This is a genomic window from Cupriavidus sp. OV096 (assembly GCF_900115455.1).
Lineage (GTDB): Bacteria > Pseudomonadota > Gammaproteobacteria > Burkholderiales > Burkholderiaceae > Cupriavidus.
In genome coordinates this window covers 29,456-50,923 of record NZ_FOWM01000013.1, presented here as the reverse complement: position 1 = coordinate 50,923, position 21,468 = coordinate 29,456, and the positions used below count along the sequence as shown (strand labels likewise).

At 66.5% G+C, this 21,468-nt stretch carries 15 protein-coding genes; 4 read left to right on the top strand and 11 right to left on the bottom strand.

Annotated elements, in window-relative coordinates; genetic code table 11:
- Positions 1-190: 190 nt before the first annotated feature.
- A complete protein-coding gene (locus BM115_RS22760) occupies positions 191-1,147 on the bottom strand; it encodes a LysR family transcriptional regulator (protein WP_092299640.1) in 957 nt (318 codons plus the stop codon).
- A 165-nt stretch (positions 1,148-1,312) separates the two neighbouring features.
- Between BM115_RS22760 and BM115_RS22755 the strand changes: the two genes are divergently transcribed.
- The gene (locus BM115_RS22755) at positions 1,313-2,311 is read left to right on the top strand and encodes a tripartite tricarboxylate transporter substrate binding protein (protein WP_092299637.1); all 999 of its coding nucleotides are present in this window, start codon (positions 1,313-1,315) and stop codon (positions 2,309-2,311) included.
- Between the two features lie 11 nt (positions 2,312-2,322).
- Positions 2,323-3,417 (top strand): maleylacetate reductase, encoded by a 1,095-nt coding sequence (locus BM115_RS22750; protein WP_092299634.1) that lies wholly within the window; start codon positions 2,323-2,325, stop codon positions 3,415-3,417.
- 4 nt (positions 3,418-3,421) lie between these two features.
- Here the strand turns inward: BM115_RS22750 and BM115_RS22745 are convergent, their stop codons facing one another.
- The 9 genes from BM115_RS22745 to BM115_RS22705 all read right to left on the bottom strand — a co-directional run bounded on the left by BM115_RS22745 (position 3,422) and on the right by BM115_RS22705 (position 11,912).
- Complete coding sequence (locus BM115_RS22745) at positions 3,422-4,495, bottom strand: LacI family DNA-binding transcriptional regulator (RefSeq protein ID WP_092299631.1); 1,074 nt, start codon at positions 4,493-4,495, stop codon at positions 3,422-3,424.
- Positions 4,496-4,521: 26 nt separating this feature from the next.
- Positions 4,522-5,505, bottom strand: coding sequence for a tripartite tricarboxylate transporter substrate binding protein (locus BM115_RS22740; protein WP_092299628.1), 984 nt, complete (start codon positions 5,503-5,505; stop codon positions 4,522-4,524).
- 36 nt (positions 5,506-5,541) lie between these two features.
- Positions 5,542-6,606: a porin gene (locus tag BM115_RS22735; RefSeq protein ID WP_369823524.1), complete on the bottom strand. Its 1,065-nt coding sequence runs from the start codon at positions 6,604-6,606 to the stop codon at positions 5,542-5,544.
- Between the two features lie 109 nt (positions 6,607-6,715).
- A complete protein-coding gene (locus BM115_RS22730; RefSeq protein WP_092299623.1) occupies positions 6,716-7,072 on the bottom strand; it encodes a cupin domain-containing protein in 357 nt (118 codons plus the stop codon).
- On the bottom strand, positions 7,069-8,046 hold the full coding sequence (locus BM115_RS22725; protein WP_092299620.1) for a quinone oxidoreductase family protein: 978 nt from the start codon (positions 8,044-8,046) through the stop codon (positions 7,069-7,071). Before BM115_RS22725 ends, BM115_RS22730 begins: the two co-directional genes overlap by 4 nt.
- Positions 8,047-8,082: 36 nt before the next feature.
- A complete protein-coding gene (locus tag BM115_RS22720) occupies positions 8,083-8,967 on the bottom strand; it encodes a beta-keto acid cleavage family enzyme (RefSeq protein WP_092299616.1) in 885 nt (294 codons plus the stop codon).
- 33 nt (positions 8,968-9,000) lie between these two features.
- A complete protein-coding gene (locus BM115_RS22715) occupies positions 9,001-9,750 on the bottom strand; it encodes an SDR family NAD(P)-dependent oxidoreductase (RefSeq protein ID WP_092299612.1) in 750 nt (249 codons plus the stop codon).
- 33 nt (positions 9,751-9,783) lie between these two features.
- Positions 9,784-10,722 carry an intradiol ring-cleavage dioxygenase gene (locus BM115_RS22710; RefSeq protein WP_092299609.1) on the bottom strand — a complete coding sequence of 313 codons (939 nt, stop codon included), beginning with the start codon at positions 10,720-10,722 and terminating at the stop codon, positions 9,784-9,786.
- Between the two features lie 185 nt (positions 10,723-10,907).
- Positions 10,908-11,912 (bottom strand): hypothetical protein, encoded by a 1,005-nt coding sequence (locus BM115_RS22705; RefSeq protein WP_092299606.1) that lies wholly within the window; start codon positions 11,910-11,912, stop codon positions 10,908-10,910.
- Between the two features lie 227 nt (positions 11,913-12,139).
- Between BM115_RS22705 and BM115_RS22700 the strand changes: the two genes are divergently transcribed.
- Together BM115_RS22700 and BM115_RS22695 are read left to right on the top strand one after the other, a co-directional pair.
- Positions 12,140-12,523: a DUF3562 domain-containing protein gene (locus tag BM115_RS22700; protein WP_369823522.1), complete on the top strand. Its 384-nt coding sequence runs from the start codon at positions 12,140-12,142 to the stop codon at positions 12,521-12,523.
- A gap of 41 nt (positions 12,524-12,564) precedes the next feature.
- Positions 12,565-12,795: a hypothetical protein gene (locus BM115_RS22695; RefSeq protein WP_092299600.1), complete on the top strand. Its 231-nt coding sequence runs from the start codon at positions 12,565-12,567 to the stop codon at positions 12,793-12,795.
- Here the strand turns inward: BM115_RS22695 and BM115_RS22690 are convergent.
- Positions 12,747-21,368, bottom strand: a complete 8,622-nt coding sequence (locus BM115_RS22690) for a glycoside hydrolase family 94 protein (RefSeq protein ID WP_092299597.1) — start codon at positions 21,366-21,368, stop codon at positions 12,747-12,749. The two genes, BM115_RS22695 and BM115_RS22690, sit on opposite strands and share 49 nt — an antisense overlap.
- Positions 21,369-21,468: the final 100 nt, after the last annotated feature.

Sequence of the window (21,468 nt, the reverse complement as noted above, 5' to 3'; positions counted from 1 at the left end):
ATTCAACCCTCTACGGTATCGGCAGCCGCAAGTCTGAATTAAGGCAAAATCCGCGGGATCCCCTCTTCGGTAGGGAGACCAACGCACAGTTCCCAAGTCGTTCCGCGAACTTGCCTGCGAGTCATGAGTGAAGCGATAAAGATTCCACAGGGAATCACAAGGGAGAACCTTTGGCGCAAGCAACGCCCGGCTACGCCCCACCCAAAACAGGCTCGTAGGAAGCAGTCCGCGTCATCGCCAGTTGCCACGATGGGGGGGCCCCAATGCATTGGTTCAGGTGCGAGGTGAAGGCCCGAAGCTTGGCCGAGGCGCGGGGCTGGGCGCGTAGCAGGTAGATGCCGCCTTGCGCCTGAGGGCGGAGGCCATCCAGCAGCAATTCTTCCAGCCGCCCCGCGCCGATGTCCTCGCCGACCGACCAGTCCGGCATCAGGGCGATGCCCAGCCCCTGCAATACCGACAGCCGCCGCGCATCGCAATCGTCGCACTCGACTGCGAACAGCGCCTGCGCGGCGTGGGTGGGTTCCAGGAGTTCGCGCCAGCCGCGCATGCTTGTGCTGTGGCCCCGGTCGATCAGGCGGTGGTGCTGCAGCTCGTCGGCGTGCACCGGCCTGCCATGCGCGCGCAGGTAGTCCGGCGTGGCGCAGATCACGTATCGTTGGCTGGCCACGCGCTGGGCGATCAGGTTGCTGTCAGCCTGTTGCCCGACGCGCACCACAACGTCGAATCGTTCGAGCACCGGATCGACCACGCGCTCGGTCAGCTCCAGCTCCACGGTCAGGTCCGGATACTGTGCGTAGAGGGAGCCGAGGTGCGGCACGACGTGCCGCCGCGCAAACGCCGGAAGGCACGCCACGCGCAGCCGGCCGCTAACGCCCTGCTCCAGCGCCGTCACCGCATCGCGCGTTTCGTTGAGTTCCTGGAGGATGCGCGCGGCCCGCTGGTAGAGGAGATCGCCCGCCTCCGTGCGGACCAGCGCCCGCGTGGAGCGCGTGAACAGCGCCACGCCCATTTCCCGCTCCAGCACATCGATCTGGCGCGATACCGACGACGCCACCTGCCCGCGCCGCCGCGCGACGGCCGAGAAGCTCCCTTCGCGCGCCACATCGACGAAGACGGCCAGGTTCTCAGCAAAGCGAATGAATTCCATTTGTGCGCTCCCCGCAAAGGCATTACGCGTCCGGCTTGACTTTCCACCGCAAACCGACAGGAATAGTATCAACATCCCAGACCAGAGAGGCAAGTCTTTGCGAAACGCGCAAAGCATGCAGCCTCCGTCATCCGGATTGTCGAAACCCTACTGGAAGGCACCGCAATGGAGACAACTTACCTCTCAGCCGCCCTGCGCTCGATGCGCGGGCGCCCCCGCCGCATGCTGGCCGCCGCGCTCCTCATGTGCGCAACCGGGCACGTCATGGCCGACGACTGGCCGGCCAAGACGGTCACGATCATCGTGCCCTATGCGGCGGGCGGCACCGTCGACAAGGTCGCACGGCAGGTGCAGGATGGCTTGCACACCCGCCTGGCGCAAACGGTCGTGGTGGATAACCGCGCGGGCGCCGGCGGCACCATCGGCACCGGCCAGATTGCCCGGAGCCCTGCGGATGGCTACACGCTCGGCATGGTGTTCGATTCTTTCGCCACCGAATCCCACATCTATCCGAAACTGCCCTATGTCGCGAAGCGTGACCTGACGGGCGTGTCGTATATGGTCCGCTCCCCGATGGTGCTCGTGGTGCCGGCCAGTTCGCCCTACCAGACCCTTCAGGATTACGTCAACGCCACGCGTACGCCGAAGAAGGTCTCGTACGCGTCGGTGGGCGCCGGGAGTTCGAACCAACTTGTGGCGGAAGCGTTCTTCGAAGCCGCCGGCACCAGCGGCATTCACACCCCCTACAAGGGTGGCGGGCCCGCGATCAACGACCTGCTGGGCGCCCACGTGGACTCGATGATCGCCAGCCTGCCGCTGATCCTGCCTTACGTGCAGGCCGGCAAGCTGCGCGCGCTGGCGGTAACCTCTCCGCAGCGCGACGCCCGTCTGCCCGAGGTGCCCGCCGTAGCGGAACGCTACAAGGGCTTCGAAGCCTACTCGTGGGTGGCGATGATCGCGCCGGCCAAGACTCCGCCCGCCGTGCTGGAGAAACTGTCCGCGGCGGTGACCGCCACGCTGCGCGACCCGGCCATCGCCAAGCAGTTGAGCGCCGGCGGCTTCGAGATCGTGGCCGGCAATGCCGCCCAGACCAACAAGCTGATCCAGGACGAGTCCGCGCGCTGGGGTCGCCTGATCAAGGCCCGCAACATCACACTCGAATAGATGCCGCCGTCATGAATCCTTTCGTCTATCAGTCCCGCCCGCAGCGCGTGGTCTTCGGCGCGGGCTCGCTGGCCCGACTGCCTGAGGAAGCCGATGCGCTCGGCGTCAAGCGCGTGCTCGTGCTCTGCACGCCCGGGCAACGGGCACTCGCGGAGCGGGCCAGCGCGTTGCTGGGTGACCGCAGCGCGGGCATCTTCGATGGCGCCGTCATGCACGTGCCCGTCGAACAGGCCCGCAAGGCGCGCACGGTGGCGGCGGAGCGTGGCGCCGACTGCGCGCTGGCCATCGGCGGAGGATCGACGATCGGTCTCGGGAAGGCGATTGCGCTGGAGTCCGCGCTGCCGGTCATCGCTGTGCCCACCACCTACGCCGGCTCGGAAGCGACGCCGATCTACGGCCTGACCGACGCCGGCCTGAAGCGCACCGGACGCGATGCCCGTGTCCTGCCGCGCACGGTCATCTACGATCCGGAGTTGTCACTGCGCCTGCCGCGCATGGTCAGCGTGACCAGCGGCATCAATGCCATCGCCCATGCAGCCGAAGGCCTCTATGCTGGCGATCGCAATCCGGTCAGCGACTGGATGTCGCGCGAAGGTATCGCGGCGCTGGGTCGTGCGCTGCCCGTCATTGCGCGGGAAGGTGGTGAGGACGGTGCGGAAAGGCTCGCCGCACGTGGCGATGCGCTCTATGGGGCGTGGCTGTGCGGGGCCGTGCTTGGCAGCGTCACGGCAGGGTTGCACCACAAGCTGTGTCATACGCTGGGCGGCACCTTCAACCTGCCGCATGCAGAAGTCCATACGATTGTGCTGCCGCATGCGCTGGCCTACAACGCCCCTGCCGCGCCGGCCGCCATGGAGGCCATCGCTCGTGCGCTGGGCGCCACCGATGGCAACGCGCCGGCGGCGGTCTTCGACCTCGCCGCCTCGCTCGGCGCCCCTACCGCGCTGCGCGATATCGGGTTGAAGGAAGAGGATCTGGAGCGGGCATGCGAACTGGCCCTGCAGAATCAGTACCCGAATCCGCGACCATTGGAAGCGTCTGGCATCCGTACCCTCCTGCGCGACGCCTTCCTGGGCAGTCGTCCGACGCTTCCCCAGGGAAGCTGAACGATTAACCCTGTGCTGGCGGCGCAGCTGTCGAGCCGCGTACCACCAGTTCCGGCCGCAATTCGATGACGACGGTGGCAGTCTGTGGCTTGTCGATCCGGCGCAGCAGCAGTTCGGCCGCCTGTTCGCCCATGTCATGGACCGGGATGCGGATGGTTGTCAGCGGCGGCGTCAGTGCATCGACAAAAGGCATGTCGTTGTGGCCGACCACCGAGACGTTCTCCGGACAGCGCAAGCCGCGCTCGCGCAGAAAGTCGTAGCAACCCATGGCCACGAGGTCATTGCCGGCGGCAATGGCGGTCAGGTCGGGCAGCGATTCGAACAACTGGTCACAGGCCCTGCGGCCGGCCTCCCGGGTATAGCTCTCCGCCTCGACGACGGCATACGCGCCGCGCCGCAACCGATGGCGTTTGACCGCCTGCATGAAGCCTTCCCGGCGCAACTGTCCCGTGGAGGTACTCGCGGGACCGGCAATGTGACCGATGCTGCGGTGACCGAGCGATACCAGATGATCGACCGTCAGCGCCATCGCCAGCTGGCTGTCGCTGACCACGCAGGACGCCCGGCCGGTATGCTCGCCGCGATTCACCATGACCACCGGAATGCCGAGCTGGAAGCAGTAGTCGAGCAAGGGATCGTCGCGTTCCGCCGTGGCCAGCACCAGCCCTTCCACCTGCCTGGCCAGCAACTGATCGATCACGAAACGCTGCCTGAGGCGCTCCACGCCGGCATTGACGACGATCGGCACATAGCCGTGCCGGCCAAGAACGGCCTCGATCCCCGCCAGGATGGGCGGGAACACCGGATTCGCGATGTCCGGCAGCACCACGCCGATCAGCCCCGAGCGTTGCGTGCGCAACCCCGCCGCGATGCGGTTCGGGCGGAACCCGCGCAATTCGGCCAGCTTCAGGATCCGTGTGGCCACTTCTTCGGCCACCAGATGGCGCGTGGCGGGATTCATCACGCGAGACACCGTCGAATAGTGGACATCGACCTCGGCGGCGAGGTCCTTGATGGTCACGCGTTTGCGCTCGGACATGGGCAGGCAGACGCCACGTTGGCTGTTGGAATGCGCCATTCTAGCGCCTGCCGCCCCGGCGCCGCTTATTCCCCTGCCCGCACGCCGGACTGTTTCACCACAGGCGCCAGCTTGCCAATTTCGGCCTGGATATAGCTGGAAAACTCCTGCGGCGTGCTGGCGCGCGCCTCGGCCCCCTGGGCCGCCAGCCGCTCGCGCACATCGGGAGACGCCAGCGCCTTGCCGATCTCGGCATTCACCGCCTGAATCACCTCCTTCGGCGTGCCGGCCGGCGCCAGGACGCCGAACCACGAATCGAACGCATAGCCGGGCAGCCCCGCCTCCGCCACGGTCGGCACATCGGGCAACGCGCCTGCGCGTGCTGGCGTGGTCACCGCCAGCGCACGCAACTTGCCTTGCTTGACAAACGGCAGGGCCGATACAGTCGGCGCGAACATCATGTCGCCGCGCCCCGCCATCACGTCGGTCAGGGCTTCGCCGGTACCCTTGAACGGAATGTGCACGATGTCGATGCCCGCCCGCATTTTGAACATCTCACCACTCAGGTGCGTAGAACTGCCCGAACCGGCGGAATCGAAGTTCAGGGTGCCCGGCTTGGCCTTCGCGGCAGCCACGATATCGCGCATCGACTTGTACGGACTGGCGGCGTTGACCACCAGCACGTTGGGCACCGAGGCGACCAGTGACACCGGCGCGAAGTCCTTGAGCGTGTCGTAGCCCAACTTCGGATAGAGCGTGGCGTTGATGGCATGGCCCACGGAGACCAGGATCAGCGTGTAGCCATCGGGCGGCGACTTGGCAACCGTGGTGGCGCCCAGCGTGCCGCCGGCGCCGGGCCGATTGTCCACCATCACCTGCCATTGGCCGCCCTCCCCAATCTTTGCGCCGATAATGCGCGCCAGGATATCGGTGGCACTGCCCGCCGAGAACGGCACGATCAGCCGGATCGGCTTGACGGGATACTGGGGTTGCGCGATGACGGTGTACGGCAGCCCAAGCGCCGCGATCACTCCAAGGGCCGCAATGGGGCGGAAAAACTGTCGTCTCATGGTTGTCTCCTCACGATGCAATGGCGTGCGCGGATGTCAGAAAAAGTGCCGCATGCCGAGCGCAAAGGTCTGCGGATCGGCACCGGCGCTGACACCGAGCTCGTTGATGGCGAAGTCGTAGATCGCGTTTTTCTTGTTATTGATGCGGCTGTAGTACGCGTAGAGTGCGGTGCGCTTCGATAGCGGATAGTCGTAGCCCACCGTGAACTGCATGGCATTGGTTTCCGAACCGCTGCGGAAGAATCCGATCGTGTCCGTGGACGATCCCGTGCCGTTGGCGGCATAGGCCACCCCCACCCGCACGCTGCCGGTCCCAAGCTTCTGCACCAGCGATGCGTAGTACCCGTTGCGCTGCAGGTCGCCCGTATCGGTGCGGTAGTGCAGGTGCTCATAGAGCGCGGCCAGGCGCGTGCCCGGGAACAGCTGGTAGGCCAGCGCGACCTTCAGCGCATCGTCATTGCGCCCGGCCGCCTGGTAGTGCGAGTGAACTTCGTAGGCGACGGTCGCCCCCAGCGGGCCGCGCTCGTAGACCAGTGCGGCGGAGTACAGCGCCGGATTGCGCGGCACCGTCGTCTTCTCTTCCGGCAATCCCCAGCCGAGCCAGAGGCTGGCACCCCCCAGCTGCGGCGAGCGGTACTGGATGATGTTCTTCTGGCGCCGGTCGAACGAACTCGTGTCCTGGACGTTGTCGGAGCTGGAGGTCGAGCCATTGCCGATCAGCGCCACATAGCCGGCCGTGGTCGGGTAGTACGGATCGTAGCCAGCGGTCGACTCTGTATAGGGCGTCTGCCAGTGGCCCATGAACAGCAGCCCGTAGTCGCCCTGCAGGCCCACGCGCGTATTGCGGCCTGCGATCTGGCCCTGCCCGGTGTCCAGCGAGACGTTGCTCTCGATCTGCCACACGGCCTGGAGCGAGCCGCCCAGGTGCTCCACGCCCCGAAAGCCGAATACCGACCGGTTGTTGGTCTGCCGCACCGTACTGCCCAGCTTTGTCCCGTCCGTCGCCGTGCTGGCCCGCGAGTACTCGATGGCCGTGTTGAGCCGCCCGTATATCGTCACGCTGTCTTCCGCCATCGCTTCCCGGGCGATGACGGTGGACATCAGGGCCAGCGGAATCACATGACGTCGCCTGAAAACTCTCTGCATCTGGGTCTCCTCGTGTTGTTATGAAGTGGATGATTGCAAACGTTTGCAGAAGCGCAACAAAAAATCAGGGCCTGGCGGTGGCCGTGGCCGGATACGGCATGGCCAGCAACAGCATCGCGGGCCGGTTAGACGGATTGCTCACCTCGCGGGCCTCCCCAGGCGCCAGCCGGACCGAATCGAACTGCCCCAGCGTCACAGTCTCCTCCGGCGTGCGGATGCAGACCTCGCCTTCCAGCACGACGTAGTGCTTCTCCATCGGCGAGGCGTCGAGCGACGTATGGCCGCCCGGCAGGATGATCGACACGCCCATCCACAGCGCATCGGAAGGCCCCGCCTCGTGGCCTTGCAGCCGCAGACAGTGCATACCTTGATGATTGGCCGGATGGTAGGCCGGCGCCTGGGCGAAGCGGGTCGTATTCATGGCGTCAGCACCACGCGTTCGGTGGCGCCTTGCAGCACGGCGCGATAGGCGTCCCGTGCGTTGGACAGCGCGTACGTGTAGTCGGGCAGCACCGGGAACGGCTTCAGCGCGCCGGAGGCGAACATCGGCGCCAGCGCATCGAGGATCTTCGCGCAGGCTTCGCAATCCAGGGCCAGCGTATCCACGCCCACAAAGGTGTGCTGGCCACGATAGAACGCGAAGATGTCGAACGGCACCGGCTTTTCAATCGTCGAGATGAAGACCTGCGTGGCGCCAATCGCCATGGCCAGGTTCGCCTGCTCGAAATAGGGGCTGCCCACCGTGTTGTAGACGATGTCCGCGCCATGCCCGTCGGTTTCCTCACGCACGACGGCTGAGATGGTTTCCCGGCTGGCATCGATCATGCGCACCGTTCCGCTCGTGTGGCCACGGTACGGCTCGGCGCCGCGCTCGACAGCGAACACGCGTGCGCCCAGCGCGGTCGCGATCTGGATCGTGGCCTGGCCGACCTTGCCGTTGCCGCCGCAAACGAGCACCGTGCTGCCGGCGCCAGGCATCCCTGCGCGGCGCAGGCCCTCATACGCGGTGATGAACGGTACACCGACGGCACCGGCTTCCAGCAACGACAGCGTCGCCGGCTTCTCGCGCACGGCGTTCACGCCGATGCGCAAGTACTTGCCATGCGTGCCGTCGCGACGGATGCCAAGCTCGCCGCCACTGCCCCAGACCTGCCGGCCAATCCATTCCGAAGGGCCGTCGATCACAACGCCCGCGTAGTCCCGGCCCGGCGTGCGCGGCCATACGGCATGCGGCATCATCCCGAGCGTGGCCTTCACGTCGCTGGGATTCACCCCGGCGCTGGCGACTTCGATGATGCACTGGCCCGGGCCAGCCTCGGGGCGCGGCAGGCCGGTCAATGCGAGTTCGAGCGTGTCGATGCTGGGGGCTTTCTGATGAACCTGGATGGTATTCATGGTGATATCGAATGCTGTGTGCGGTGAATGGTGATGTCAGGCGTCGCGCAGGCCCAGCACGGTGCGGGCCTCTGATGAAGAAGCGATTTCTCCTCCAAGTGACTTGACGATGTCGCGCGCCTTGGCCACCAGCGCGGCATTGTTCGGGGCGAGTACGCCCTTCTCCAGATAGATGTTGTCCTCAAGCCCCACCCGTACATGGCCGCCCGCGAGCCAGGCCTGCGCGACGATCGGGAACTCGGCACGGCCAATGCCGAACGCAGACCAGTGCGCGCCCTGCGGCAGCATATTGCGGGCGTAGAAGATGGTTTCCGGGGTCGGGGCGAAACCGTACTTCACGCCCAGCACGAAGGTCCAGAGGCCGGGGCCGTCCAGCACGCCCTCGCGGATGAAATCGAGCGCCATGTTCAGATCGCCGGAATCGAAGATCTCCAACTCCGGCATCACGCCGGCGCTGCGGATCACGCCGGCCATCTTGCGCACGTTGGCCGGCGTATTCATGACAACGTCGCCGCCCGAGTTCATCGTGTTCAGGTCGAGGGAACAGACATCCGGGCGCAGCGCCGCGATGTGTTCCACCCGCTTGAGCGGATGCAGCAGCGTCGTGCCGGGGGCCGCCACGCGTGGCTCGTTCTCATCGGGCACGAAACGGCCACCGGGCCCTGTGGTGAGGTTGATGATCAGGCTCCGGTGCTTCGCGCGAATCCTGTCGATGACATCGGCGTAGTAGTCGAGCGACATCGACGGTCGGCCGGTTTCCGGATCCCGCACATGGATATGGGCGGCGGCGGCGCCCGCTTCCGCCGCTTCGAGCGCGGCATCGGCTATCTGGGCGGGCGTGACGGGAAGCCCCGGATGCTGTTCGGGCGTGACGATGTTGCCGGTCACAGCGCAGGTGATGATCGTCTTGCGTGCGTGCATGGGTCAGTTGGGAAATAGATGGGAGAAAGGAGATCAGCCGAGCTGGCGCCCACCGTCGACGACGATCGTGGTGCCTGTAGCGAAACGCAGCGAGGTAGCGCAAGCGACGATCGCGTCCGCCACGTCCTGCGCCTGGCCGATACGGCGCAGCGGCGTGGTGCTTGCCGCGCGGTCATTGAAGCTGCTGTCGCGGCCCGGCACGAAGCCCGTGTCGACGACGCCCGGGGAAACGTTGAGCACGCGGATGGCCGGAGCCAACGCGCGACCGAGCGACATCGCCATGACATCCAGTCCGGCCTTTACGGCGCAGTACGCCACGTTGCTGCCTTGTCCGGTGCGCCCCGCGATCGATCCCACGTTGACGATCAGGCCGTCGCCATTAGCGCGCAGCAGCGGCGCGAACGCCCGAATCGCCGCGAACTGGCCGCGCCAGTTGATGGCGAACATCTCGTCGATCAGGGCATCGTCAAGGGCGTCGAGATCCCCATGCGGAATCGCACGCGTGAAGCCTGACGTATTCACGAGAATGTCTGCGCGGCCGTAGTGGTGATGCACATCCTCGGCAAGCTGACGCAGCGTGGCGCTGTCACCGACTTCCGCGCGTGCCGCCAAATGGTTGCCCGCAGGCAACGCCTTCACGGCGCTTGCCGTGCGGTCCATGTCGCGCCCGGTCAGCACGACACTGGCACCGATATCGGCCAGCGCCCTGCCCGCCGCGAATCCGATGCCGCCGGTGCCGCCGATAATCACGGCAACCTTGCCGGAGAGAGATGAAGTCTTCATGGTTTGGTTGTGAGTTGGGGGAGGATTGGGTCGTCAGTCGATCGGTGGTTTCGGGAACGTTTGCTCGCCGGGTTCGAGCGCGAAATCGAACGCCATCGTGTAGAACGGCGCCGGCAGGTCGCCCCAAGGGCTGCGGCCGGCTTCGACCAGCCGGAACGCGCCCACGAGCTGGCGATGCACGCCGAACGTGACATCGGTTTCGAGGATGTCGGAATCGTCGGCAAACACCTGCGTCACCAGGGTGCGATAGCCCGGTGAGGCTACGATGAAATGAATATGCGCGGGACGGTAGGGATGCCGGTGCTGCGCGGCCAGCAGCTTGCCCACAGGACCATCGGTCGGCACCGGATAGCCCGCAGGCCGCACCGTGCGGAAGTGGTAGCCACCGTCGGCATCGGTGTGGAACAGGCCGCGCAGGTTGCGATCGGGTTGCGTCGGGTCCTGGTTGTCGTAGAGGCCAACCGGCGACGCTTGCCAGACCTCCACGATCGCGCCCGGTAACGGCGAGCCATCCGTGGCGCGAACCGTGCCGCTGACAAACAGCGGCAAGCCCGGTGCATCATCCTGGACCACGCAGTCGCCGCATGCGTAGTGCGGCGCGTGAGCGCGATAGAACGGGCCCAGCAACGCGCCGGGCGTGCGCCCTTCCGTCGTGCCGTTGTTCATCGTGGTGACCAGCGTGGACAGGCCAAGCACATCGGCCGCGAGCACAACTTCGTTGTTCGTGGCGTGTGTGGCGTGCCCAAGCGCGGCGATGAATTCGAGCCCGAACTCGAACTCCGCGTCGGTCGGCCGGACTTCGCGCAGGAAGTCGTGCAGGTGCTTCACCAGCGCTGCCATCACCGTCCGCAGGCGGGGGTCTTCCGTCTGGGCCATGGCCTGCCTGACCACTTCCGTGACCGACGATTCGTTATCGATCAGGCGCAACGCGCCGACGGGCTTCTGGGCTGGGGTGGACTGTGGGGTTTCCATGCCGTCTTCTCCTTTATGCAAACGTTTGCATTATGGGCGGTTTCAGGCGAATGGCAAGCCGCGGATGGGCGAACAGGAGTTAGCCAAAAATCACTTATTGGACGAAAAACGAGGCGAATCAAGAGGATAGAGGGTCGATCCGTGGTAACCCTAGGGCTCCTCCGGCGGTGGCTGGTGCGCCGCCGTCAGAAGCGATAGCCGAGCCCCGCGAGGAACATATCCGTATCCCGGCTGTACCCCGTCAGGGTTCGGTTCCATGACAGCCGTGCCAGCCAGTGATCGCCGAGCCGGTAGCTTGTCGACAGCGTAAACAGGCCAGACCAATGGGACGGTGAGGGGTCCGCGCCGGGGCCGCTGACACGGAGGCTGGTAGCGTAATAAGGACCGGCACCGAAACCGAGCGTCAGCCGGTCTCCCAGGAAGGCCCCGGATACCCAGGCCTGCGTCGCCACGCCGCGGCGCCGGACTGACCTGGCGCTTCCTTCGTCGAGGTAGCTGACCGTCCCTTCCACGTAGCGCCAAAGCTGGTGCCGATATTCAAGCGCGCCGCCAAAGACCATGTCCGACTCGAAATCATTGACGACGATGCCACCCAGCATGACGGTCAGTTCGTTGGGCGTGGCGTCTTTGCCCCGGTGAGCCGAACCCACGACCGGCCCTGGCAGGTTGTCGCGGTCGAGTTGATAGCCCACGCCCAGCAGAACCGTGTTGGAATTGAAGCCCGACGCCTGCCACGTCCGGTTGAAGCGTACCTGCAACATCCAGGGGCCACCGACGTACCAGCTGGCCGCCGCGCTGGCCAACACCCCGACGCCGTGCTTGTTTTCGTAGCTGCCATCGGGCTGGTGGCTGGTGGTGTCGAAATAGAGATAAGGGCCGGCGCCCAGCGAGAGCGCCAGCCGCCTGTCCAGCGCCAGGTAACGCCACCAGAGTTGGGCGCTGTGCCCGTCGCGATGATGGCCGGTGATATGGCCCTCGTTCAGGTAGGTATAGCTGGCGTACCAGTGCTCCGTCAGGTTTTGCTGATAGACGTAGGCATAGGCGTAGCTACGGTCGTCCTCAGTCTGGATCGGCGGGTTGGTATAGAAGCCGCCGAGCAGCAGCACCTCCTGCCCATATGCGGCAATGGATGCCAGCGCCAGTAGTCCGGCGGCGAGGAGCGTCAACCAATGACAACGGGCGCGGGGCATCGATCTCCGCCTTGAGCAGGGGTGAACTCGAATTATCTTAGCAACGGAAAATGAAAACCCCCAAGGCAAGCAGCAGACGCGCCGTGCAGATCCGCCCCGAGGACACCCTGGTCGCATGTTTGGTTTGGGGCACATGCCAATGACGGTCAACGTCTTTTCGGCGGCTTCTGCCGCCTCCGCCAGCCACCTGACAGGACACCGTGCTGAGGCATAATCGCCTGCACCGCATGCGCACCGCACCGCGATGCCGGCATCTGGCACGGCTACCCAAACAGGCAGCGTCTACACTTGGTGTGGTAAAAACGCATGTATCAACATCATCCATGACGGACTCTGACGCTGGCACTGGAAATCCTGAACCGGCGTCAGGTGAGGATTCCGGGCGTCCTCCGCTGGCGGTCCAGGCCATCGAGCGCATCGCACTTCGCAGTGGCATACCAAAAGAAGTTGTCCGACAGGAGTTCTGGAGTGCATGGGACGCATTGCTGTCCGATGCGAAGTTCAAGGACTATGTTCTACTCTTCGCGGAGAAGAGAGTGCTGGAAGTCCTTAGGCGCAAATACGCACCGCAATCGTCGCTCGATCGGCGGCCCGATTCGCCTGGCGCATAATCCCTGGCGCCACTTGCCAAACCGCACGTCAACGGGAAAACATGTCAAAGACCAACAAGAAGCAGTACCTGAAAGCACTCAACCGACGCCTCAAAAAGGAAACGGCCGGCAAGATCGACGCCGAGTTTGTCTTCTACCCTCTCGGCGCCAAGCCGAAGGACGCGACCGGCGTGACGGCCAGCGCCCCAGCAGACGAGAGCACGCTCGCCATCATGGAAGCGGTTCAGGCCCGCGTATTTGCCAAGTTCGAGGACGGCGCCGTCCGAAGCTGAACGTCGCCGAGGCGAAGGACCAGACGGTGCTCCCCGTCCTCCAACTGCACGCGCACGGCGCCGTTGACACAGGGGATGGGCAAGTCATCCAGCATCGCGGCCGACACTGGATCGTTGGCGCCCCTTCGCTCCACGCGAATATCGTAGTGGCCGGCACCCAGTGCGAGGGTGGCCTGGAAGCCCGGCCAGCTTGCGGGAATCCGTGGCGCGATTAGCAGCCAGGCGCCCTCCCGCCGGATGCCGAGGATGCCCTCGACGCCTGCCCGCACCATCCATCCCGCCGCCCCGGTGTACCACGTCCAGCCGCCACGGCCGACGTGGGGGGCGACCGAATAGACGTCGGCCGCCACCACATAAGGCTCCACCTTGTAGCGGTCCGTTGCCTGCGGCGTCAGCGCATGGTGAATCGGGTTGAGCATCGAGAACAGTTCGACGGCAGTGTCCGCGTCCCCCAGCTCCGCAAAGGCCAGGACGCTCCACATCGCGGCGTGACTGTACTGACCACCGTTCTCGCGGACACCGGGCGGGTAAGCCCGGAGATAGCCGGGGTCATCCACGCCCCCGTCAAATGGCGGCGAGAACAGCAGCGCTAGCCCTTCGTCGCGGCGGACAAGCCGCTGGTCGAGCGACGCCATGGCCATCGCGCTTCGGGCAGGGTCGCCCACGCCAGACAGCACCGACCAGGACTGGGCGATGGCATCGATCCGGCAGGCCTCGCTGTCCTTCGAGCCCAGCGGCGTGCCGTTATCGTAGGTGGCCCGGCGGTACCACGCGCCATCCCAGCCATGCTGTTCCAGCGCCTCGCGCAGTGCCAGCCCATGGGCCCGCCATCTGGCGGCACGGTCGGCATCGTGCGCGTCAGCCAGCAGGGCGAACAGCGCGATAGTGCGGGCGAGCAACCATCCCAGCCAGACGCTCTCGCCCTTGCCGCCAGCGCCTACCAGATTCATCCCGTCGTTCCAGTCACCTCCACCAATCAGCGGCAGGCCGTGCTCGCCTGTCAGGCCGATGCAGCGGTCAATGCCGCGCGCACAGTGCTCGAACAGCGACGCGCTGGCCTCAGCCACCATGGGCTGGAAGAACAGGTCGTGGTCGCCGGCAGCCAGTGCCGGCCCGTCAAGGAAGGGGATGCGCTCGTCCAGCACCGCGGCATCATCCGCCCCCATCACATAGGTCGCCGTGGCGAAGGCCAGCCAGACGCAGTCGTCCGAAATCCGCGTGCGCACGCCCTGCCCGGAATGCGGTAGCCACCAGTGCTGGACGTCGCCTGGCTCGAACTGCCGCGCGGCGGCGCGCAGCAGATGGCGCCGCGTCTCGGCGGGGCGGGCGAAGGTGAGCGCCATGGTGTCCTGCAACTGGTCGCGAAACCCGTAGGCGCCGCTGGCCTGATAAAACGCCGAACGGGCCCGGACGCGACAGGCGAGCGTCTGGTAGAGCAGCCATCCATTGAGCATGATGTCCATCGCGCGATCCGGCGTCTTGACCTGCACCGCGCCGAGCAGATCCGTCCACTGCGCCGTCACGGCCGCGAGCGTGCTGTCGAGATTCTCGGCGCGATAGCGGGCGATCAAGGCGCGGGCCTCATCGGCGCCGGCGCATTGCCCGAGCAGCACGGCCACCTCGGTGGATTCGCCCGGCGCGAGCGAGACATGACACTGGAGGGCCGCACAAGGATCCATCCCCGCGCCGGCCGCGCCGGAAAGCGATGCCGAGCCGGCGGGGGCGACCAGCGCCGCCGGGCGGCCGAGCGTGCCGCGATAGCCAATAAACTCGCTTCGGTCGGCTGTCCAGCTCGTCGTGGTCCCGACCAGACAGGCAAACGCGACCCGGCCGGGAAACGCGAGATTCCAGGGGTTACGCGCCAGCATCGCGCCGCTTTCCGCATCGAACTCGGTCACGATGTAAGGGCCCGAGGCGCCGCGCGACAGGCCGAGGACCCAATCGACATAGGCCGTCACGGACAGCTGCCGATGCTCCCCGGAGAGATTGCGCAGCGTCATCCGCGAGATCTTCACCGGGTCATCGACCGGCACATACTGCAGCAGCTCCAGCCCGATGCCGTGCGCCACGTGTGAAAATCGACTGTATCCAAAGCCATGACAGGCGATGTACTTGCCGCCATCACGCACCGGCTGCGCGGTGGCTGTCCAGACCTCGCCCGACGCCAGGTCGCGCACGTAGATGGCCTCCCCTGCCGGGTCCGAGACGGCGTCGTTGGACCATGGCGTCAACTGGTTCTCCCGGCTGTTGACGGACCACGTATAGCCGCTGCCCTCGGTCGACACCTGGAAGCCAAAGCCGTCATTGGCAATGACATTGATCCATGGCGCCGGCGTGGTGGAGCCGTCCTCCAGGATCACGACGTACTCCCGGCCATCCCGGGCGAAGCCACCCAAACCGTTGAAGAACTCGAGCGAGGCCCGATCGTACGAGGTACTTGCAACGGCAGGCGGCCACCGGGACGGCGGCGGCGTAAGCGGCAACGTTGGCGGCGGTGCCCACGCCGGATCGGGAATCCGTGCAAGCTGGTCGGCAATCGCGCCCCGGCGTGCAATCAGCGCCACGCGTGCGACGGACTGCAGCAACGCACGCGCCTCGCCGGTCATCAGGTCGGCGCGCAGCGCGTAGACCGCCCCCTGGGCGAACTCCTCGCCCAGACGCGGCCGCGACTGGCTGCTGCGTACCGCTGTGTCGATGGCGACCTGCAGGTCCTGCACATACGACGAGGCATGCTCGTTCACGATGACGAGATCGACGCCGAGCCGCTTCATGCGCCAGTACTCATGCGCACGCAGCAACTGGCGAACCTGCGCGATATCGTCGATCTCGTCGATACGCAACAGAACGATCGGCAGGTCGCCAGAGATGGCGTGCGGCCACAGCCCGGACTGGAGGCCAGCGCCGCGCGCGATCGCCCCGGATGGCGCCCTGAGGCGGCGGTCCGCGTACAGGATGGCTGCCGCCAGCCGCTGGAAGTCCGCAGCCTCGTTCGACTTGATATCCAGATGACGCAGCTGGACCTGCGCCTGCGTCCATGCGAGGGTCCGGGCGCGGTCGAAGGCGCTGCGATCGTGGTGCTTGTCGATCAGATCGAGCAGCTCGGCGCGCGACGCCGCCACGACGGTCCAGAACGCCACGCGCGCCACCCCACCGGGGGCGATGCGCACCTGCTGCCGCAGCGAAAAGATGGGATCCAGCACCGTGCCTGTCGTATTCGAGAGCGGCCCGCCGTCCTGCACTGCGCGCGCCGTCATGATGGTCCGACCCCGCCCCAGGAAGCGCGCCCGGTCGGACTCATACTCCGGGTCGGCACAGACGTCCCCCTCCACCACCGCGAAATGCGCGGCCCAGATCTGCGGATCGGTTTGCGAGCGGGGCCGGCGGGTCGCGATCAGTGCGCCGAACTCGGCCAGATACTCGGTCTGGATGAACAGCCGGGAGAACGCCGGATGCGCAACGTCCGCCGCCTGCGCCGAGAGCGCCAGCCCGGCGTAGGAGGTCAACGTGATCTCGCGGGTTCGGCGACCACTGTTGGACAGCGACGCACGCCGCACCTCGCCGTCGTCCTCGCCCGATACCAGCACGTCGAGCGTGGTGGTCAGCGCGCCATCGCGCCGATGGAACGCCGCGCGGTCCTCGACGAACAGCACCTCGTTGTCCTCGCCAACATCATCGCTGCCGGGGATCCACGCGCCGGCGCACCAGACCCGTCCGTCCTCGTTGTCGCGCAGGAAGATGAACGACCCATCTTCATCGCAGGTGGCGTCCTCCCGCCACCGGGTGACCGACAGGTCGCGCCAATGGCTGTAGCCGGCCCCCGCTGCCGTCAGCATGACGGTGTAGCGCCCGTTCGAGAGCAGATGGGTGACAGGTGGCCCGACGACCGCACCAGGCATCCGCCTGGCCGTCGAATCCTGGACCGTGGGGGCAATCGCCGAAGCCTTGACGTCCTCGGCACGCGGCGGCGCGATCGCCACATTGCGCGGAATGCGCTCCTGCAGCAGCAGTTCGGTCGCCTGGACCATCGGCTCCTGATGGAAGCGCTCGCGCATGACGCCGTGCAGCAGCGTGTTGGCGAGCGCGACAATGCTCATGCCCTGGTGGTGGGCCATGAAGGCCCGCACGATGGCGTGATCCTGGTTCTCCGGCAAGCGCGAACGCGTGAAGTCGATGGCTTCGTAGAAGCCGTACCGAGCCAGCGCGCCGATGCGCATGAGATCCCTGAAGTTGCGCAGCGCTTCGGGCGGGTCAACCATGGCGGCGAGCGCGGCGGCGTACGGCGCAATCACCACGTTCTCGGCAAGACCCCGCTTCAGGCCGAGGCCTGGCACGCCGAAGTTCGAATACTGGTACGTGAACTCGAGATCGCGCGCGTTGTACGCGGACTCCGAGATGCCCCAGGGAATGCTCAGCGAGCGACCGTAGGTGCGCTGGCGCTCGACCACCAGCCAGCTGGTCTGTTCGAGCAGGCTGCCCTTCGGCGCACGCATCACCAGTGACGGCATCAGGTATTCGAACATGGAGCCGGACCACGAGATCAGCGCCGAACCGTTGCCGAGCGGTGTGGCGGCACGGCCCAGGCGGAACCAGTGCCGCGTGGGCACATCCCCTTTTGCGATGGCGAACAGGCTGGCCAGTCGCGCCTCCGAGGCGAGCAGGTCGTAGCAGCTGGTGTCGAGCCGGTTATCGTCCATCGCAAAGCCGATCGACAACAGCTTGCGTTCCCCGTTGAACAGGAAGGAAAAATCCATGGACATCGCCATCTCGCGCGCTTCGCTGGCGAGCGCGAGAAGCCGGACAGCCACGTCTGGCGACGCGGCGGCAAGCGCCGCGCCATCGCGCTCATGTTCTACCGCCCGTCTGGACAGGGCGCCGAGCCAGAACGAGAGGTCACCCAGCGCGTCATTGCCGGCGGCCGGGCGCATGTCCGCGCAGAGCCGCGTGGCGTGGTCGGCCAGCCGCCGCAGCGTGGGCATCAACGTGGCCATCCGCTGCGCGCCGTGCAGATGATCGTCGATCTCGTTCAGCAACGCCTCGACCTCGCGGCCCTGCTCGCTGCCTGCCTGCAGCAAACTCCCCAGTGCCTCATGGGCCAGCGTGACGCTGTCCTGCATGCCCTTGCGTGTCTCCGGCGCCTCCGTCGCAGCGGCGGGCGTGCGCGCCCAGCCTTCGCAGGCGTTGGCCAGCACGATGAGATGGCCGGCCAGATTGCCGCTGTCGACGGACGACACATAGGCGGGCGTGAGCGCACGGAGGTCCTGGGTGCCATACCAGTTGAAGAAGTGTCCGCGATAGCGCGACAGCCGTCGCAGCGCGTCAAACGTGGCCTCGAGCCGCGCCACCGTTTCGGTCGTCCCCGCCCAGCCAAAGTCGTGCGCGGCCACGGCGGACAGCAGGTACAGGCCGATATTGGTCGGGGAAGTCCGGTTCGCCACGACCTGCCGGGGGCTCTCCTGCACGTTGTCCGGGGGCAGCATGTTGTCCGCCGGCGTGACGAAGACCTCGAAGTAGCGCCACGTGCGACGCGCGATCCGGCGCAGTTCTCCCGCTTCCTCCTCGGACAGCGTAAGCCGGGGCGCAGCGCGCGTCGCACGGCTGGCCCACAGCGCGAGCGCCGGCGCGGCGAGCCACAGCAAGACAAACGGCGTCACTAGCGGCCAGCCGGATGGCGCGACACCGATCGTGATGGCAGCCACCACCACGGTCAGCAGGACCCCGCCCAGCATGCGACGGTAGAACCCCGCGAGATCGAGCCGGGGATTGCGCTTCGACTGCGCGGCAGTCGTCCATTCGAGCAAGTGGCGCCGCGTGCGGAGCAGCCGCGTCAGCGTCCGGACGATGGCGTCGCCGGTGCTCCACGCCTGGTCCGGCAGGAACGCTACCGTGAACAGGATCTGCATGGCGGCGGTGCGCAGATCGGCCAGCCGCATCGCCGCGTGGCTGCGCCATCGCACCGCCGTGTGATGGGGGCGCAGCGAAAGCAGGCCCGGCAGCAGGATCGGGATGCTGATGGCGGCCAGCACCAGCAGCGTGGCATGCAGGTTGAGCGGCGCGGGCGCGAGCCAGCTCGTCGCGAGCGCCGCCAGCTGGCAGAGCGGCAGGACCGAGCGACGCAGGTTGTCGAACATCTTCATGCGGCCTACGGCGGGCACCGCATCGCGCCCGGCATGGTGTCCGAAGATCCAGCCGAGGAGTTGCCAGTCGCCGCGCGTCCAGCGGTGCTGCCGCTTGGCGGCCACGTCATGGCGCGCGGGAAATTCCTCGACCACCTCGATATCCGACGCCAGGCCCGTACGCGCGAACATGCCTTCGAGCAGGTCGTGGCTGAGCACGGTGTTATCGGCGATCCGGCCGGACAGTGCCGCCTCGAAGGCGTCGACGTCGTAGATGCCTTTGCCGACGTACGACCCTTCGTTGAACAAGTCCTGATAGACATCGGACGCTGCGGTGGCATAGGAATCGATGCCGCCCGGCGCGGAGAAGATGCGCTGGAACAACGATCCCTCCCGCCCAACCGGCAGCGACGGGGTCACCCGAGGCTGGAGGACCGCATAGCCGCCGATGACCCGCTGCAGCGCAGGGTCGAAGCGGGGCCGGTTCAACGGATGCGCGATCTTGCCGATCAGCCGCAACGCGGCGTCTCGCGGCAGGCGCGTGTCCGCATCCAGCGTAATGACATAGCGGACGTCAGCCGGTACGCGCGGCGGCGCGCCGCCCACCGGCACATAGCTGGTGTCGGTGGCGCCCCGCAACAGGCGGTTCAGCTCGTGCAGCTTGCCGCGCTTGCGCTCCCACCCCATCCAGACGCCCTCGCCCGCATTGAAGATGCGGCGCCGATGGAGCAGGAGAAAGCGGTCTCCCGCTGGCCCTGGGCCATGGCGCTCGTTGAGTAGCGCGATGGCGTCGGCGGCGACTGCGAGCAGATGCGCGTCGCCGGGCATGACCTCCTGATCGGCGTCTACGCCATCGGTCAGCAAGGCGAAACTCAAGTCGCCGCCGGCCCCGGAAAGATGGTGCACCTCCAGCCCCTCGATCTGGGCGCGCAGCTCGGGCTCGCCGGACAACAGCGTCGGCACGGCGATCAGGGTCCGCAGGGAGCGCGGCACGCCGGCAGAAAGCGCCAGACCGGGCAGGATGACGGCCCCGAAGTGCCACGCAATCGCCCGGTTGATCAGCGCGAAGGCGACTTCGCTGGCGGGGATCAGCCAGATCAGCACAACGAGCGCGAGCAGCATGGGCCATCCGCCCGTTGCGGCCAGCGCCGGAACTCCCAGAAGCCACAACGAGATAGCGAGCAGCAGGACGGTGACCAGCAACGTCGCCCCGAGGTAGCCGCCGATGCCGAGCCGGAGATGAAAGCGGCTGAGCTGCTGCGCGACGGTGGGTCGGTATCCGATCGACGCCTCGAAGGTAGCGAGTCCGTCACCGATCAGGTGGTAGCCGGCGTCCGTCGCGCATTCGACGCGGCCGGCATCGTGCCCGATTCCAGTCGCGGCACGGGCGGCCCCTACCGCGCGGTCGGCGATCTCCAGCTCGGATAGCGTCGCGCCCCGCGCCAGGCGCTCGATGGCGCTGCGGTAAAGGTTGCGCGTCGGGAAGTCCATGAGCGCGAACGTGCTGTTCGCGCACAACACCCGGTTGACGAGGCTGACGTCCTCGAACAGCTCGGTCCAGTCGAGGTCCGAGATCAACCGCAAGCTGGTAATGACGTTGCGGACCGTGACATTGGATGCCCCTTGCCGCTGTTGGGCATGCAGTACCACGTCATCGACGGAAACGCCCTGCCGCCCGAGCCGCGCCTCCAGCCAGCCAAGGATCGGCGTGGTCACGGGGTCCTGGTCACGCAGCCGCTTGGCCAGCTGCGCGGCAAACAGCTCCGACAAGGGCAGGACGGAACGCGCCGCAATATCGGCTTCCAGCGCCGATCGGCCGCATCCCTCGACCAGTACACGGCGCGCCAGGCCATCGGCGTCGGCGCGGGCGGCGCGCCCCGCCGTCATCTGGTCAGCGAGCCGGCGCAGGTTCTCGATCAGGACAATGCGCAGCGTAATGGCGACGGCCCACAGTTCCCCGATGGTCAGCGGTGTCACGCGCTGATAGGCGGCGATAAAGCGCCGCAGCGCGATGGCATCGATATGGCTGTCGGTGTGCGCGACAAACGCCCAGGCGATGCCAAAGACGCGCGGGTAGCCGGCGAACGGTCCGTTGCTCAGCTTGGGCAGCTGGCGATAGTAGCCGGGCGGCAAGGCATCGCGAATCTCCCGGACCTGCGCTTCGACGAGGTGGTAGTTGTCGAGCAACCACTCTGCGGCGGGCACCACGCTGCGCCCCTTCTCCAATTCGGACGCACCGGCCCGGTAGGCGCGCAGCAAGACCGCCGCATTGTCCTTGAGGCGGCTCTGCAGCGTGGGGACCCTGGGCGGGCTGGCGGTCACGGTCTGCGCGGCCGCCAGGCTCTGCGCATGCTGCTCCAGCCGTTCGATGCCAAACAGTTCTCCCCGGACCGGCGCCTTGTCATGCCATGGCGACGGCGTAGGCAGAAACGAAAAAGCGTGGCGAATGGCCTCTAGCATCTATTTCCTTCGTTGAGGATGGCACCCCACGAACCTGCGACCTGGATCACCGATACGTACGGACGTTGCGCGCGCGTTCTACAGTAGAGGCATGGTCTTT

What these genes read in the sequence shown, in the direction of transcription:
- BM115_RS22745 (WP_092299631.1), bottom strand. Translation starts at nt 4,495, where the DNA reads ATGGCGCATTCCAACAGCCAACGTGGCGTCTGCCTGCCCATGTCCGAG.
- BM115_RS22705 (WP_092299606.1), bottom strand. Translation starts at nt 11,912, where the DNA reads ATGCCCCGCGCCCGTTGTCATTGGTTGACGCTCCTCGCCGCCGGACTA.
- BM115_RS22760 (WP_092299640.1), bottom strand. Translation starts at nt 1,147, where the DNA reads ATGGAATTCATTCGCTTTGCTGAGAACCTGGCCGTCTTCGTCGATGTG.
- BM115_RS22710 (WP_092299609.1), bottom strand. Translation starts at nt 10,722, where the DNA reads ATGGAAACCCCACAGTCCACCCCAGCCCAGAAGCCCGTCGGCGCGTTG.
- BM115_RS22725 (WP_092299620.1), bottom strand. Translation starts at nt 8,046, where the DNA reads ATGAATACCATCCAGGTTCATCAGAAAGCCCCCAGCATCGACACGCTC.
- BM115_RS22735 (WP_369823524.1), bottom strand. Translation starts at nt 6,606, where the DNA reads ATGTCCACCGTCATCGCCCGGGAAGCGATGGCGGAAGACAGCGTGACG.
- BM115_RS22715 (WP_092299612.1), bottom strand. Translation starts at nt 9,750, where the DNA reads ATGAAGACTTCATCTCTCTCCGGCAAGGTTGCCGTGATTATCGGCGGC.
- BM115_RS22690 (WP_092299597.1), bottom strand. Translation starts at nt 21,368, where the DNA reads ATGCTAGAGGCCATTCGCCACGCTTTTTCGTTTCTGCCTACGCCGTCG.
- BM115_RS22695 (WP_092299600.1), top strand. Translation starts at nt 12,565, where the DNA reads ATGTCAAAGACCAACAAGAAGCAGTACCTGAAAGCACTCAACCGACGC.
- BM115_RS22755 (WP_092299637.1), top strand. Translation starts at nt 1,313, where the DNA reads ATGGAGACAACTTACCTCTCAGCCGCCCTGCGCTCGATGCGCGGGCGC.
- BM115_RS22740 (WP_092299628.1), bottom strand. Translation starts at nt 5,505, where the DNA reads ATGAGACGACAGTTTTTCCGCCCCATTGCGGCCCTTGGAGTGATCGCG.
- BM115_RS22720 (WP_092299616.1), bottom strand. Translation starts at nt 8,967, where the DNA reads ATGCACGCACGCAAGACGATCATCACCTGCGCTGTGACCGGCAACATC.
- BM115_RS22700 (WP_369823522.1), top strand. Translation starts at nt 12,140, where the DNA reads ATGCGCACCGCACCGCGATGCCGGCATCTGGCACGGCTACCCAAACAG.
- BM115_RS22730 (WP_092299623.1), bottom strand. Translation starts at nt 7,072, where the DNA reads ATGAATACGACCCGCTTCGCCCAGGCGCCGGCCTACCATCCGGCCAAT.
- BM115_RS22750 (WP_092299634.1), top strand. Translation starts at nt 2,323, where the DNA reads ATGAATCCTTTCGTCTATCAGTCCCGCCCGCAGCGCGTGGTCTTCGGC.